We start from the raw sequence: 13,969 nt of genomic DNA on the forward strand, positions 1-13,969 counted from the left end.
GCCCGAGGGCGTCCCGTCGTGGTGTCGCGAATCCGTCAGCCGTTGGCGGCGACGTCCTCGACCAGGTGCAGCAGGGTACGCACCGGCACCCCGGTGCCACCCTTGGTCCAGTAGCCGGTCGGCTCACCCGAGTGGTAGCTCGGACCGGCGATGTCGATGTGCGCCCAGGCCACCTCGTCGGTGACGAACTCGCGCAGGAACACCCCGCCCTGGAGCATGTGACCGGCCCGGTCCATGCCCGCGTTGACCTGCGAGATGTCCGCCACGTCGGAATCCATGCCCTTGCGGACGTCGTCCGGCAGCGGCATCGGCCAGGCCGGCTCGCCGACCGTGTCACCGGCCACCTTGACCCGCTCGCACAGCTCGGGGGTGCCCATCACCCCGGCGATCCGCTTGCCCAGCGAGATCACCTGACCGCCGGTGAGGGTGGACGTCTCGAACAGGTAGTCGGTGCCGTCGGCGCAGGCGCGGGCCATCGCGTCGCCCAGGACCATCCGGCCCTCGGCGTCGGTGTTGAGCACCTCGACCCGCTTGCCGTTGAACATGGTGACCACGTCACCCGGCCGGTAGCTGGTGCCCGACGGCATGTTCTCCGCCATCGGCAGGTAACCGGTCACCGTCACGGCCGGCTTGAGCGCGGCGATCGCCAGCATCGCCGCCCCGACGGCCGCGGCGCCGGCCATGTCGGACTTCATCTCCCACATGCCCTGCGCCGGCTTGATCGAGATACCGCCGGTGTCGAACGTGATGCCCTTGCCGACCAACGCCACCCGCTTGCCGTTGGTCTCGCCCTGCGGGGTCCAGGTCAGCTTGACCAGCCGCGGCGGGGCCTCCGAGCCCTGCCCGACGGCGGTGATGCCGCCGTACCCGCCGGCCCGCAGCTGCTCCTCGTCGAGCACCTCGACGTCGAGCCCGGCGGCACGGGCGGCGGTGGCGACCGCGTCGGCGAAGGCCGGCGGGCGCAGCTCGTTCGGCGCGGTGTTGACCCAGTCCCGGCTGGTGCGCACCGCAGCGGCCACGGCGGTGGCCCGGTCGACCTCGGCCCGCGCGGTCGCGTCGGCGGCATCCGGCACGGCGATCAGCACCTCGGCCACCGGCTCCCGCCGGGACGGCTGCGGCTTGGTCTTGTAGCCGGCGAACCGGTAGCCGCCGAGCAGCGCCCCCTCGGCCACCGCGCGCAGCGCGGCCGGCGCGTCGGCATCGTCGGGCAGCGGCAGGCTCAGCGCCACCCGGGGCGCACCGGCCAGCACCCGGACCGCCGCGCCGGCAGCCCGGCGCAGGGTCTCCGGGGCGGGGGCGGCACCGGTCGGCTCCGGACCCAACCCGACCGCCACGACCAGCGGGGCGGTGACGGTGCCCAGCGTGGCCAGCTTGATCACCTCACCCGGGCCACCGGTCGCGCCGAGCAGGGCCAGCGTCGCGGTCAGCTTGCCGTCGAAAGCGGCGGCGATGCTCTCCGCGCCGTCGGCGAGCAGCAGGGTGCCGGTCGGACCGCTCGTGGCGTCCGGGCCGGTGGTCTGGCTGTGCACGCCGATCACGATCGCGTCGACCGCGAGCTCGGCGGGGTCGGTGTCGACCAGGCTGAGGGTGGTGCTGGACGATGTCACTGAAGCTACTCCGGGCGGGCCGGGCCGGTCGCGTCGTCGCGTACCGGCGGTGATGGTCTCCGGCGGCAACCTACCCGCCGGAGCGCGGGTGCGTCCCGCCGAACTGCCGACGGGTCCCGCCGATGCTAACCAGCGGGACAGCCGGCGGTAAGTTGCCACCCATGACGGACGTGACCTCCGACGCCGCCGTGACCCGGCTGCGCCGTTCCCCGCTGCACGCGCGGCACACCGCGCTCGGTGCCAAGTTCGCCCCCTTCGGGGGCTGGGAGATGCCCCTGGAGTACGCCGGCGGCGGCGTGCTCAGGGAACACACGGCGGTCCGGACGGCGGCCGGGGTCTTCGACGTCTCACACCTGGGCAAGGCGCGGGTCACCGGCCCCGGCGCGGCCCGGTTCGTCAACTCCTGCCTGACCAACGACCTGGACCGGATCGGGGCGGGCAAGGCGCAGTACACGCTGTGCTGCGACGACGCCACCGGCGGGGTGGTCGACGACATCATCGCCTACCGGTACGCCGACGACCACGTCTTCCTCATCCCCAACGCGGCGAACACCGCCGAGGTGGTCCGCCGGCTGCGCGCCGCCGCCCCGGCCGACGTCGAGGTCACCGACGAGCACGACAGGTACGCCGTGCTGGCCGTGCAGGGCCCCCGCTCGGCCGAACTGCTCGACACCCTCGACCTGCCCACCGGCCACGACTACATGAGCTTCTCCCCGGCGACGCTGGCCGGTGCCGAACTGACCGTCTGCCGTACCGGTTACACCGGTGAGCTGGGCTACGAACTGGTGGTGCCGGCCGGGGACGCCGTCGCGGTCTGGGACGCGCTGTTCGCCGCCGGGGCGGCCTTCGACCTGCGGGCCTGTGGGCTGGGCGCCCGGGACACCCTGCGCACCGAGATGGGCTACCCGCTGCACGGACAGGACCTCTCCCTGGACATCACCCCCGTGCAGGCACGCTCCGGCTGGGCCGTGGGCTGGGACAAGCCGGCCTTCTGGGGCCGTGACGTACTGCGCGCCGAGAAGACCGCCGGCCCCCGCCGTACGCTGCGCGGCCTGGAGGCCGTCGACCGGGCCATCCCGCGCGCCGGCATGACCGTGTACGCCGATGACGCCCCGGTCGGCACGGTCACCAGCGGCACCTTCAGCCCCACCCGCAAGCAGGGCATCGCCCTGGCCCTGCTGGACACCGACCCGAAACTCGCCGACGGTGACCTCGTCGAGGTCGACATCCGGGGCCGCCGCGCCCAGATGCGGATCACCCGACCCCCCTTCGTCACCCCGTCCGTCCGCTGACCCCACCCGGCTTCGCCCCGGGCCCGGCTCACCCCGGCTCCGGTTCGCCCCGGCTCCGGTTCGCCCCGGTGATCAAGAGGTTTGCGTCACCCCGCCCCACCCGGTTGGCTTTTTCCTCTTGATCACCGCCTCGGCCACCCCGCCGGCGTCGGTGATCAAGAGGTTTGCGTCATCTCGGAGCGGATTTCTGACGCGAACCTCTTGATCACCGGGGCGAACCGGGGCGAGGGCGAACCGGGGTGGGGAGGGCGAGCCGAGTGCGGGAGCGAGCGCAGGGGAGTGCTGGGGGTGGGAGAGGGGCCGGGTCAGTGGGTGGGGTGGGGGCGTTCACCGGCGTCGAGGACGGCCTGGGTCCAGCCACCCTCGATGACGCCGGTGCCGTCCAGGACCGCCCAGTCGACGACCTCGGTGACCGCCACCTCGACCGGGGAGCCGATCCGCACGGCAGGGTCGGTGTTGGCGTCGCTGGCGCTGGCCCCGACGATCCGCTCCGGGGCGTCCCACGAGCTCACCCCGGCCCACACGTACTCGGGGCCGTCGTCGCCGGGCAGGCCGTACTTGACCACCAGTTGCGCCTCCGGGGGCAGCCCGTCGGCGAGGAACCGGGCCCGGATGTCGTCCAGCCCGGCGCGGGCGGTGGCGACGGCCCGGCTCATCGCGTCGCCGGAGCGGGCGTACCGGACGTCGGGCTCGATACCGGAGAAGAGGGTCGCGCAGGCCGCCGCGTAGTAGCGGCCGTCCGGGCCGGGGTGGCCGGGTGGCGGGCGCAGGCTCAGGAACGAGTCGGCGTCCGGGTCGGTCGCCGGGTCCAGCTCCAGCCGCAGCAGCACCGGGGCCGTCGCGCCGTGCTGCTCCGGATTGCCGTACGCCACCGCGATGTCGTGCCCGGTCACCGTGGCCAGCACCGGTAGCTGCACGAACGCCGGCACCTCCTCGCCGGCCAGCCCGTCGGTCCAGTCCCGCAGCAGCCGGCGGGCGGCACCGGTGAGCACCGCACCCCAGGCCCGGGTGAGATGGTCGGGCACCCCCTGGGTCTGCAACTCCAGCAGCCCGAAACGGCGCAGCCCCTTGGTGGTGAACCACAGCCCCTCGGTGTCCGAGGAGTACGGCACGAGCACCCAGTCGACCAGCCGGATGCGGCCCTGCGCGTCGGGCAGTGACCGCAACGCCGTCGCCGGGTCGAGGAACTGCAACCCGAACACGTCCACCACGTCACCGCCGACGGACTCGGCGACGGCGGCGGCCACCGCACGGGCCGCCCACTCGTGCGCCGGTGGCCAACCCGGCCGGTACTCGGCCTGCACCACCACCAGGTGACTGGCGGCGGCGAGCCGGCCCAACTGGGCCTCGGTGGCGCCGAACGCGGTGAGCAGGTCCGGCGGCAACTGCGGGAACTCGTCGATCGACCGGGTGTCCACCGACATCAGCGGGCTGTCCAGCATCTGCGTGGCCAGGCCGTACACCGGGTCGGCGAGGCGGCCGGCGAGACCCCGTACCGCCGTCTTCGGGCTCACCGGTGGCAACCCCGCCACCGGCACCAGGTAGGTCGCGCTGAGCGACTCCGGGACCGGTACGGGCAGGAAGTCGTCCGTGATGAGCAAGTCGTCCCCCGGAAGGCCGTGCCGGTGCTGTCGGGGCAAACGCTACCCGGCGCGCCGCGTCGTCCTCAGCCGGACAGCACCAAGCCCAGGTAGACCAGCGTGGTCACCACCTCCACGGTGGCCCCCAGCACGTCGCCGGTGATGCCGCCGAGCCGGCGTACCAGGTGGCGCAGCAGACCGGTGGCGACGGCGAGGGCGGCCAGCACGACCAGCGGCCCCTGCCACGGCCGGCCCGGGACGGCCGGCACCGCCACCAGCGCGACAGCGACCGTGCCGACGACCGGCGCGAGCGGCCCGACCGTCCCGGCGACCAGCGCGCCCAGCCCGTCGGGGCGGGCGGCCGGCACCCCCCGGCGGCAGGCCAGGGTCACCCCGAGCCGGCCGGCGGCGGTGCCGGCCAGCACCGCCGCGAGCGCCGCCGGCCAGGACCGCCCGGCCAACTCGGCCAGCGTCGCCGTCTGGACCAGCAGCACGACCACCAGCGCGACCACGCCGAACGGGCCGACGTCCGGCTTCTTCATGATCTCCAGTGCCGCCGTGCCCCGCCGGTAGGAGCCCAGCGCGTCCACGGTGTCGGCCAGCCCGTCCAGATGCAGCCCCCGGGTGAGCAGGGCCGCCGCCGCGACGGTCACCCCGGCGGCGACCAGGGGCGGGGCGAGCGCGGCCAGGCCGAGCAGCAGCGCGCCCAGCACCGCCCCGAGCAGCAGCCCGACCAGGGGCGCGAGCGCCATCGCGGTGCCCGCCGTCGCCCGGTCGATCCGCCCGGCCCGGACCGGGACGGTGGTGAGGGTGGTCAGCGCCAGCCGGAACCCGTCGCCGCGCCCCGACTCAGCCGGCACGCCGGCCGGACGGGTCGGGCTCCGGCCCGGCGTCGGCGGGGGCGGTGGTGGTCGGCCCCGGACCGGCCGGCGTCGGCTCGGCGAACTCCGGGGTGACGTCGTCCGCCCCGGCCCCGGCGGCGGCCGGCGCGGCATCGGAGTCGGCCGGGAGGTCGGTGCGAGCGAGGCCGGGGGCGGTTGGCGCGGTGGTGGCTGCGACATCGCCGTCGGCCGGAGCGGTCGCGGCGTCGTCGGTCGGCGTGGTGTCGGTGGGCTCGTCGTCGGGGCCGCCGTGGTACGGGTGCACGGGCAGCGACCCGGCCAGCGCCAGCACCGAGCGCAGCAGCGGCAGGGCGGCCAGCGCGTTCGCCCCCTCGCCCAGGTCGAGCCGCAGATCCAGCAGCGGGGTCAGGCCGAGCACGTCGGCGGCCAGCCGGACCGCCGGGTGACCGCCGTGGTCGACCAGCAGGCACCAGTGCCGGGCCTGGCCGGCCAGATCCCGGGCGACCATGCCGGCGGCCAGCCCGACCGGGCCGTCGAGCAGCACCGGCACCCGGCGGGCGGTCGCCCCGAGCAGCACCCCGCAGGCCACCGCCACGTCACCGCCGCCCAGCTCGGCCAGGATGTCCTTGGCGCCGCGGGGGGAGCGGCGGGTGCGGTGCAGCGCGTCCCGGATGGTCGCGCACCGCACCATCCAGGCCGCGTCGTCGATCTCACCGTCGGCGGTGTGCACCCGGCCGAGCACCGTCGGGGCCTCCGCGCCGGCCGTCGCGACCAGCACCGCCGCGGCGGCGGCCTCCGCGCCCGCGCCGCACGCCCCCAGCACCAGCAGCCGTACGCCCGCCTCGGCGGCCTCCTCGGCCAGCCGCCAGCCGTAGCGCAGCGCCGACTCGACGGTGTCGGCGTCCAGCGCCGGCCCGTGTTCGATCGGTGCGGCCGGCGGGGCGTCCACCACCTGCAGGCCGGCCCCGTTCTCGGCGGCCAGCCGGGCCAGCGTCCCCCGACCGGCGCGGGCCTGCCGGGCCAGCCGGGTCGACTCGCCGACCGGGGCCCCGGCCGCCACGCCCCCGGTGTGGTCGCCGTGCAGCAGCAGCACCCGCACGTCCGTCCACGGCGTCGGGGTGGAGGTGCCCTGGGTGGCGGCGGCGAACTCGACCACCCGTTCCAGCACGCCCAGGCCGGCGCCCGGCAGGTCCAGGGTGCCGAGCCGCTGCACCGCCTGCGGGCCGGCGTACTCGTCGGGCATCGGCAGTTCCATGCCGGGCTGGATGACCAGCCCGGTGGCGATCACCGGCAGCGCCATGGTCGACGTGGTCCAGGTCGTGCCGGTCGCGGTCGGCGGGGCCGGCGGCACGGTGGGGGTGAGCACCTCCGGCAGCGGCCCGTCGGCCGGCAGCGTCGCTGCGGCCGGGGCGACGCCGTCCACCCCGTCGACCGGGACGGCGCGGGCGGGTACGTCGACCGGCGGGACCGGTGCGGACGGCTTCAACCAGACCGGCTGGCCGGCGACCACCAGGGCGACCGCGTCGCAGGCGTCCGCGACGGCCCGGTTGGCGGCGCCCAGCGCGTCGGCGAACGCCCGCCCCAGCGGGGTGGTCGGCACCAGCGACAGCCCCACCTCCGGGCTGACCAGCACGATCCGCGCCTCGCTGGCGCGCACCGCGTCGGCCAGTTCGGTGATGGTGGCGACGTCGTCGGCGGGCTGGTGGGCCGGGTCGAGCAGCACGGTCACCCAACCGCCCAGGTCGTCCACGAGCAGCGTCTCGTTCGGCCCGGCCGAGGCGAGCACGTCGGCCAACCGGCGCGGGTCGTCGGCGGTCTCCTCGGTGGTCCAGCTGCCCGGTCGACGGGCCCGGTGGGCGGCCAGCCGGGTGGCCCACTCGGTGTCCTCCGGGTCGGCGGCGGCCGCGGTCGCCACGTAGCGCACCGTCGGCGCGTCGGCCACCAGGGACTCGGCGAACTCCGACTTGCCCGAACGGATACCGCCGAGCACCAGGACCGTGTTCCACCCCTCAACGGACATGCCCGTACCTTAAGGCCGCCCGACCCGGCCCCGCCCGCCGGCCCGGACCCGTCACGCTGCGCGGAACCCGGCAGCCCGGGGGCGTGCGTCGGGTGCGCCGCGGTGCCGGCCGACTACGCTTGCGGGGATCCGTCCCCCGGGGACGGTTGAGCGGCGAGGGGAGACGCGGCATGGCGTGGAGCTGGCGGTACGAGGGCACGGACGGCGCAGCGGTCGACGGGCCGGCCGAGACGTTCAGCAGCCAGGCGGACGCCGAGTCCTGGATCGGCCAGACCTGGCGGGAGCTCGCGTCGTCAGGCGTCACCGCGGTCACGCTCGTCGAGGACGACCGGGTGGACTACCGGATGAGCCTGCTGCCGACGGCGGAGTGATGGCCGGCGACCGCCCGGGGGGCGAGCCGCTGGTGCTCGGCGTGCCCCGGGCGGCGTTCCGGCCCAGTCCGGTCTTCCTGGCCCTGGTCGCGCTCTTCGTCACCAGTGGCGTGCTGACCTGGAACGGGGTCGGCAACGTCCGGTTCGACGTGTTCCTCTTCGTCGTCTCCGGCTGGCTGGTCTCGCTCTGCCTGCACGAGTACGCGCACGCCGTGGTCGCCTACCGGGCCGGCGACCGGGACATCGCCCACCGGGGCTACCTGACGTTGAACCCGCTGAAATACACCCACCCGCTGCTGTCGATCGTGCTGCCGGTGGTGGTGGTGCTGCTCGGCGGCATCGGCCTGCCCGGCGGGGCGGTCTGGGTGGACCGGCACGCCATCCCGGGCCGGCTGCGGCACACCCTGGTCAGCCTCGCCGGCCCGGCCACCAACGTGCTGTTCACCCTGCTGCTGGTGGTGGTGCTGCGGGTGGGCATCGACGCGGGCGGCCCGGTCGAGTTCTGGGCCGGGGTGGCGCTGCTGGGGTTCCTCCAGCTCACCGCGAGCGTGCTCAACCTGCTGCCGGTGCCCGGCCTGGACGGCGGCAACATGATCCAGCCGTGGCTCGGCCCGCAGTACCGCCGGATGTACGACCTCTTCGCGCCGTTCGGGTTCATCCTGCTGTTCGCGCTGCTGTGGAACCCGCGCATCGGCGGCTGGTTCTTCAGCGCCGTGTTCTGGCTCAGCGACCTGCTGGGGCTGCCGCCATGGCTCTACGGCACCGCGCTGTCCCTGATCCGCTTCTGGCAGAACTGACCGCACCCCACCCCGCGACGATCCGGGGTGGGGTGCGGCCGGTGCCGGTCAGGGCCGCTTGGCCGGGCTCTCCGTCTTGGCCGGGTCCCGCTCGGTGACCGGGGCGACGATCTCGTCGATGGCCTTGAGCAGGTCGGCCTCCAGGGTCACCCCGGCCGCCTTGACGTTGTCGTGCACCTGGTCGGGGCGGGACGCGCCGATGATCGCCGAGGCGACGTTGCGGTTCTGGAGCACCCAGGCGACGGCGAGCTGTGGCATGGTCAGCCCGGCCTGCTCGGCGAGCGGCTTGAGCTGCTGCACCCGGGTCAGCACCTCGTCGCCCAGCCACTGGGCGATGAAGTTGGCCCCGGACTTCTCGTCGGTGGCCCGGGAACCAGCCGGCGGCGGCTGGCCCGGCAGGTACTTGCCGGACAGCACGCCCTGGGCCATCGGCGACCAGACGATCTGGGAGATGCCCAGCTCCTCGCTGGCGGGCACCACCTCGGCCTCGATGACCCGCCACAGCATCGAGTACTGCGGCTGGTTGGACACCAGCGGGATGCGCAGTTCCCGGGCGAGGGCGTGCGCCTCGCGCAGCTGCGACGCCTTCCACTCCGACACGCCGATGTAGTGCGCCTTGCCGGCGCGTACGACGTCGGCGAACGCCTCCATCGTCTCCTCCAGCGGCGTGCTGTAGTCGTACCGGTGGGCCTGGTAGAGGTCCACGTGGTCGGTCTGGAGGCGACGCAGCGAGCCGTCGATCGACTCCATGATGTGCTTGCGGGACAGGCCCCGGTCGTTACGGCCGGGACCGGTCGGCCAGTAGACCTTCGTGAAGATCTCCAGCCCTTCCCGGCGCTCCCCGGCCAGCGCCTTGCCGAGCACCGTCTCGGCCCGCGTACCGGCGTAGACGTCGGCGGTGTCGAAGGTGGTGATGCCGGTGTCCAGGGCGGCCCGGACACACGCCAGCGCCGCCTCCTCCTCGACCTGGGAACCGTGGGTGATCCAGTTGCCGTACGAGATCTCACTGACCATGAGGCCCGAGCGGCCAAGGTGTCGGAATTCCATGCTCCGACCCTAGCCCCGTCCGGTGCGCCGCACCCGTCGGCGCAGCCGGTGTCAGAGCACCGGGTGGGTGTCGGCGAGCAGCCGTTCGATCTCCGCCACCACCGTGTCCCAGTCGGGGTGCACCGGGGGGATCAGCGGTTCGCCCCGCCGGTCCAACGCCCCCCAGTGGTTCATCCCATCGCCGACCAGGAACGCCACCGGGTGCACCACCAGCGCCGGGTGCACCGGCCGGACCAGCACGGCGCCGGTGCGGTCGAGCACCCCCCGCCGGCCGGCCAGCTCCACCACGGCCAGCCCCTCGTCGGTGAACCCGTCGAGCCGGCGGCCGTCGGACAGCGTCGTGTCGATCCCGTGGTAGCGCGGCGGGACGACCAGCCGCCCGTGCCGGTCCACCGCCCCCCAGCCGCCCCGGCGTACCGCCGCCACCCCGGCCCGGAACGGCCTGACCTCCTCGAACCCCGCCGCCACCACCACCGTCCCGTCGGGTTCGATGGCCGACCAGTCGGCGTCGCCGCCCTGCGACACCCAGGCCAGGCCGTCGGAGAAGGCCAGCACCCGGGCGTACGCGGGACCGAGCAGGGTGCCGCCGGTCTCGTCGATCAGCTCCCACCCGGTCTGGTCGGGGCGGCGTACCCAGGCCATCCGCTCGTGGAACGGCTGCGCCTCGACGTACCGGTAGTCGACGACGAGTTCGCCGTCGGTGTCGGCGTACCCCCAGCGACCCCGGCCGTCGTGGGTGGGGCGCGGGGACCGGCGGCCGTGCCGCACCTCGTCCCGACTACGCGGGTACGGCCCGAAGCCGCCCCCGGCGGCTGCGCGGGCGTGCACCGCGTCCAGGCACACCGCGATCCGCCCGGTCAGCTCCGGGTCGTCGGCCCGGCGCAGGTCCAGGGCCCGTTCGAAGTGTCCACACGCCTCGATCAACCGACCCTGGTCGTAGCAGGACCGGCCGGCGTGCTCGTGCAGCGCCGAACGCAGCCGGTCCGGCAGCTCGGTCGAGTTGGCCTCGGTGAACAGCCGGTCGGCCTCGGTGAACTCACCCTTCCACCGCAGCGCCTCGGCCAGCCGTGCCCGGGCCAACGCGGTACGCCGCAGCTCCCCTGTCGCCTCGGCGTAGGTCAACGCGAGCCGGCCGTCGGCCACCGCGTCGTCCAGGTCGTCGACCAGCCGGGACAGCACCGCCCGCAGGCTGAGCAGCCGGGCGCGGGCCCGGTTGTCCAGGGCCGAGGCGAGCTTCTCGGTCAACCGGCGGCGGATGATCCGTAGCTCCGCCGGGTCGTCGACCACCTCGCGCAGGGTCTCCGGGTCCAGCCGCCACCGGTAGCCGGCGAGGACCTGCTCCGGGTCGGCCTGCCGGGGCGTCGCGGCGTCCCGGGATTCGGCCGGGGTGCCCGCGGTCGGGCCCGCCGCAGCGGCCCGTTCGGTGGTGTCGGCCCGGTCCTCGGTCGTCGCCGGGTCGGTGCCGGTGGCCCGGTCCGGTGGTGTCGGCCGGTCCTCGGTGGTGACCGGGTTCGCGGGGACGGCCCGGCCCGGCGACGGGGGCGGTCCGGGCGGGTCGCCGACCGTCGTCGTGGCCGTCGGGTCGGTGTCGTGGTGGATCCCGCCGTCGACGGACCCCACCGTGCCGTCGGTCATGACGCCGCCCGCTGCGGTGTCGGTCGGTGCCAGGTCGACCGGATCGGTGTCGACCGGGGTGGTGTCGGCCGGGGTGGTGTCGGGCAGGGCGGTGTGGGCGAGGGCCATGTCGACCGGATCGGTGCCGGGCAGGACGGTGCCGGTGCTGCCGGTGACGGGTGCGGGGGGCACCGGGACGGCGTGGTCGGGGACTGCCACCGGGACGGCGTGGTCGCCGGCCGGGTCGGGGCCGGCGGGGGTGACCGGAGCGGCGTGCCGCGTCGGGCCGGCGTCGACGTCCACCGTGCCGGACCGGTCCTGCGGGGTGTCCCCGCCGGGCACGGCCAGCAACGCGGCCGGGTCCGTGGTCGCGGGAGGACCACTCAGGGCGCTCCGGAAGGTGCCGCCTGGCGGATCGGAGGCGTCGGGGACCGTCGGGCGGGGACGCCCGGCACCGGGTGGCCCGGCGGCGGCTCCGCCCTCGGCCGGGCCGTCGCCGGTGTGCGCCCCGGCGTCGGCGGGGATGGTCGACCGGCCCGGGTCGCCGGTGGCGGCCGGTGGGACCGGACCCGGGTCGGCGGGCTGCGACGGTGGTGCCGGCGACCGGGGTACGGGCACGTCGGGGCCACCCGTCGAGGTCCCGTCGGAGGCGGCCGGACGGCCGGCCGTGGACGGGCCCGGCGGGCTGCCGCCCGTCGGGCGGGCGGCAGGCGTCGTACTGTCCGTCGGGGTGGTCGGCGTGGGGGTCGACCGGCCGGGCCGGAACCAGGCCGCCGAGCCGCCCGACGGGGTCGGGGCGGCGTCGACCGGACGGTCGGTGCCGCCGGTCTCCGGTGCCGGCGGAACGTAGCGGCGCGGCCGGTCGGGGGTGATCTCCAGGGCGGGTCGGTCGGCGGTGGGTGTCGCCGGGGGTCGACCGGCGGCACCCGGGTCGGTGGGCCCGTCGGCTCCCAGGCCGGTGACGGGTGCCGTCGGGGGGCGGGCGGCCGGGCCCGGGCCGGTGGGCCCGTCGGCTCCGGTGCCGGTGGCGGGCGGTGCCGGAGGGCGGCCGGCGGGCCGGTCGACCGGTGGCGTGTGCTCCGGTGGCCGGCGGAACTCGATGTTCAACCGGGCGGCCGGCGGGGCGGAGACCGGGGTGGCCTGGTCCGGGGCGGGCAGGGGCGGGGGGCCGGCGGCGTGGCGCTTGCGGACGGGCAGCTCGGTGGGGGCGTCCGGCGGCAGGGTGGTCTGCCGGGCGGCCGTCGGGGCCGGCGTGTCGGGGCCACCTGGCCGGGTGCCGGCCGACGGTGGCGCAGGCACGGGTCGGGGGCCCCACGGGCCGGTCGCGGGTGGGCCCGCAGTGGTCGTGCCGGGCGGCGACGACACCGGGGCCGGTGACACCGGCAGCCCGGAGACCGGTGCTCCGGACACCGGGTGGCCGGGCGGTGGGTCCAGGGGCGGCGAACCGGCGTCCGGACGTCCCGGGGTCGCCGCACCGGGGCGACGGTCGCCGGGGAACCCCGGAGTGGTCCGGGCCGCCGGACGGTCCCCGTGCCGGGTGGGCGGCTCGGCCGGATGCCGTGGGGGGTACGCCGGCCGGTCGTCGCGGCCGTGGTCCGGTTCCCGCGTCGGGCGGGGGTCGGTGCCGGTACGACCCCACGGCTCGCGGGACGGCTCGTCCTGCGGACGCAGGTCGGGGTACGCCAGGTGGCGGGCCGCCGGCTCGTACGGCTGCGCCGGTCGGCGCTCGTCGTGGCCACGCGGATGCTGCCACCGCTCCTCGGGGATGGCCGACGTCGTCGACCGGCTGTCGTGGCGTGGCGGGCGGCCGGGCGGGGTGTCGTCGAGCGGGCGGGCCGGCGGGGCGTCGTGGGGTGCGCGCTGCCACCGGTCCGGGTGTCCGGGGGCGGCGGGCCGTCGGTCGGGGTCCCGCCGCGGCGGGTCGTCCTCCCGGAACCGGGTCGGCGGGTCCCCGCCGGGTGCGGGCCCGGCCGGGTACGGGTCGTACCGGTCGGCGGTGCGGCGGTGCGGCTCGTCGTCGACCCGGCGGCGGTCGGCGGTGGGGCGTTCGCTGGTGGTGCGCCGCCTCGGCAGGCCCTCGCCGGGTTCGCGCGGCCAGTCCGGTTCGGTGGACCGGTCGGGGCGGGCGTGGGGCGGCTCGTGCCGGGGCGCGGGGGACACGGGCGGGCGGCCGGGGGACACGGGCGCGCTCCGCTCCTGCCGGGGCGGGCTGTCGTACCTGTCGGTGTCGGCCCGGTCGCGGTGCCAACCGGTGGGTGCCGGTTCGGCGTCGCCCCGCCGACGGTCCGACCAGCTGATCCGGTCGGCCTGCCGGTCGTCGTACCGCTCGGGTGCGGGCTGCCGGCGTTCCCGCTGCCAGATCGGCCCGTCCGCCGGCCGCCGGTACGCCTCGTCGGCGGGCCGCCGGTACGCGTCGTCGGCGGGCTCCCGGTAGGTCTGGTCGGCCAGCCGGCGGTACGGGTCGTGGTCGCCGCGCCGCTCGGGGTCGTCCCGACGGGGCGGCTCGTCAGCCAGGTCGGACCAGGACCGGCCGAGGTACGTGCCGTCGGAGCGGGTCGGGGCGAGCGGGGGCACCTCGGCGCGGCCGGAGGCGGTGACCCGTCCCCGGGGGTCGGCGTACTGGGAGCCGAGGTCGCCGGGATAACGCTGGCCGGGGAACTGCGGATGCCACTCGCCGGTGGGCTCGATCACCCAGGACGGTTCCTCCGGGGCGTCCCAGCGGTCGGACCAGCCGCCCGTCACCTGGTGGCTCCGGCTCCACGCGTGCGGCGCGGCCCGATGCCCGGCTCGCGTCGCTCG

9 protein-coding genes are annotated in these 13,969 nt (G+C 76.2%); 3 read left to right on the top strand and 6 right to left on the bottom strand.

Annotated elements, in window-relative coordinates:
• Positions 1–35: 35 nt before the first annotated feature.
• Positions 36–1,607: a leucyl aminopeptidase gene (locus ACWCHM_RS04475; protein ID WP_204959373.1), complete on the bottom strand. Its 1,572-nt coding sequence runs from the start codon at positions 1,605–1,607 to the stop codon at positions 36–38.
• A gap of 161 nt (positions 1,608–1,768) precedes the next feature.
• Here ACWCHM_RS04475 and gcvT point away from each other — a divergent pair, with 161 nt between their 5' ends.
• Entirely contained in the window at positions 1,769–2,899 is a 1,131-nt protein-coding gene (gene gcvT, locus ACWCHM_RS04480; RefSeq protein ID WP_454221573.1) for a glycine cleavage system aminomethyltransferase GcvT, read from the top strand.
• Positions 2,900–3,204: 305 nt separating this feature from the next.
• Here the strand turns inward: gcvT and ACWCHM_RS04485 are convergent, their stop codons facing one another.
• The 3 genes from ACWCHM_RS04485 to ACWCHM_RS04495 all read right to left on the bottom strand — a co-directional run bounded on the left by ACWCHM_RS04485 (position 3,205) and on the right by ACWCHM_RS04495 (position 7,341).
• The gene (locus tag ACWCHM_RS04485; protein ID WP_204959371.1) at positions 3,205–4,500 is read right to left on the bottom strand and encodes a DUF2314 domain-containing protein; all 1,296 of its coding nucleotides are present in this window, start codon (positions 4,498–4,500) and stop codon (positions 3,205–3,207) included.
• A gap of 65 nt (positions 4,501–4,565) precedes the next feature.
• Positions 4,566–5,339: an adenosylcobinamide-GDP ribazoletransferase gene (gene cobS, locus ACWCHM_RS04490; protein ID WP_454221574.1), complete on the bottom strand. Its 774-nt coding sequence runs from the start codon at positions 5,337–5,339 to the stop codon at positions 4,566–4,568.
• The gene (locus tag ACWCHM_RS04495; protein WP_454221575.1) at positions 5,329–7,341 is read right to left on the bottom strand and encodes a bifunctional adenosylcobinamide kinase/adenosylcobinamide-phosphate guanylyltransferase; all 2,013 of its coding nucleotides are present in this window, start codon (positions 7,339–7,341) and stop codon (positions 5,329–5,331) included. The genes cobS and ACWCHM_RS04495 overlap by 11 nt, the downstream gene beginning before the upstream one ends.
• 170 nt (positions 7,342–7,511) lie before the next feature.
• On the opposite strand from ACWCHM_RS04495, the gene ACWCHM_RS04500 reads away from it, so the two are divergent.
• Both ACWCHM_RS04500 and ACWCHM_RS04505 read left to right on the top strand, forming a co-directional pair.
• Complete coding sequence (locus tag ACWCHM_RS04500) at positions 7,512–7,712, top strand: hypothetical protein (RefSeq protein WP_088644650.1); 201 nt, start codon at positions 7,512–7,514, stop codon at positions 7,710–7,712.
• The gene (locus tag ACWCHM_RS04505) at positions 7,712–8,509 is read left to right on the top strand and encodes a site-2 protease family protein (RefSeq protein ID WP_454221576.1); all 798 of its coding nucleotides are present in this window, start codon (positions 7,712–7,714) and stop codon (positions 8,507–8,509) included. Before ACWCHM_RS04500 ends, ACWCHM_RS04505 begins: the two co-directional genes overlap by 1 nt.
• Before the next feature lie 48 nt (positions 8,510–8,557).
• On the opposite strand, the gene ACWCHM_RS04510 is transcribed toward ACWCHM_RS04505, so the two are convergent.
• Both ACWCHM_RS04510 and ACWCHM_RS04515 read right to left on the bottom strand, forming a co-directional pair.
• A complete protein-coding gene (locus ACWCHM_RS04510) occupies positions 8,558–9,556 on the bottom strand; it encodes an aldo/keto reductase family protein (protein ID WP_204959368.1) in 999 nt (332 codons plus the stop codon).
• 51 nt (positions 9,557–9,607) lie between these two features.
• Complete coding sequence (locus tag ACWCHM_RS04515; protein WP_454221577.1) at positions 9,608–13,912, bottom strand: WG repeat-containing protein; 4,305 nt, start codon at positions 13,910–13,912, stop codon at positions 9,608–9,610.
• Positions 13,913–13,969 lie beyond the last annotated feature (57 nt).

This window comes from Micromonospora sp. SCSIO 07396, assembly GCF_053667945.1.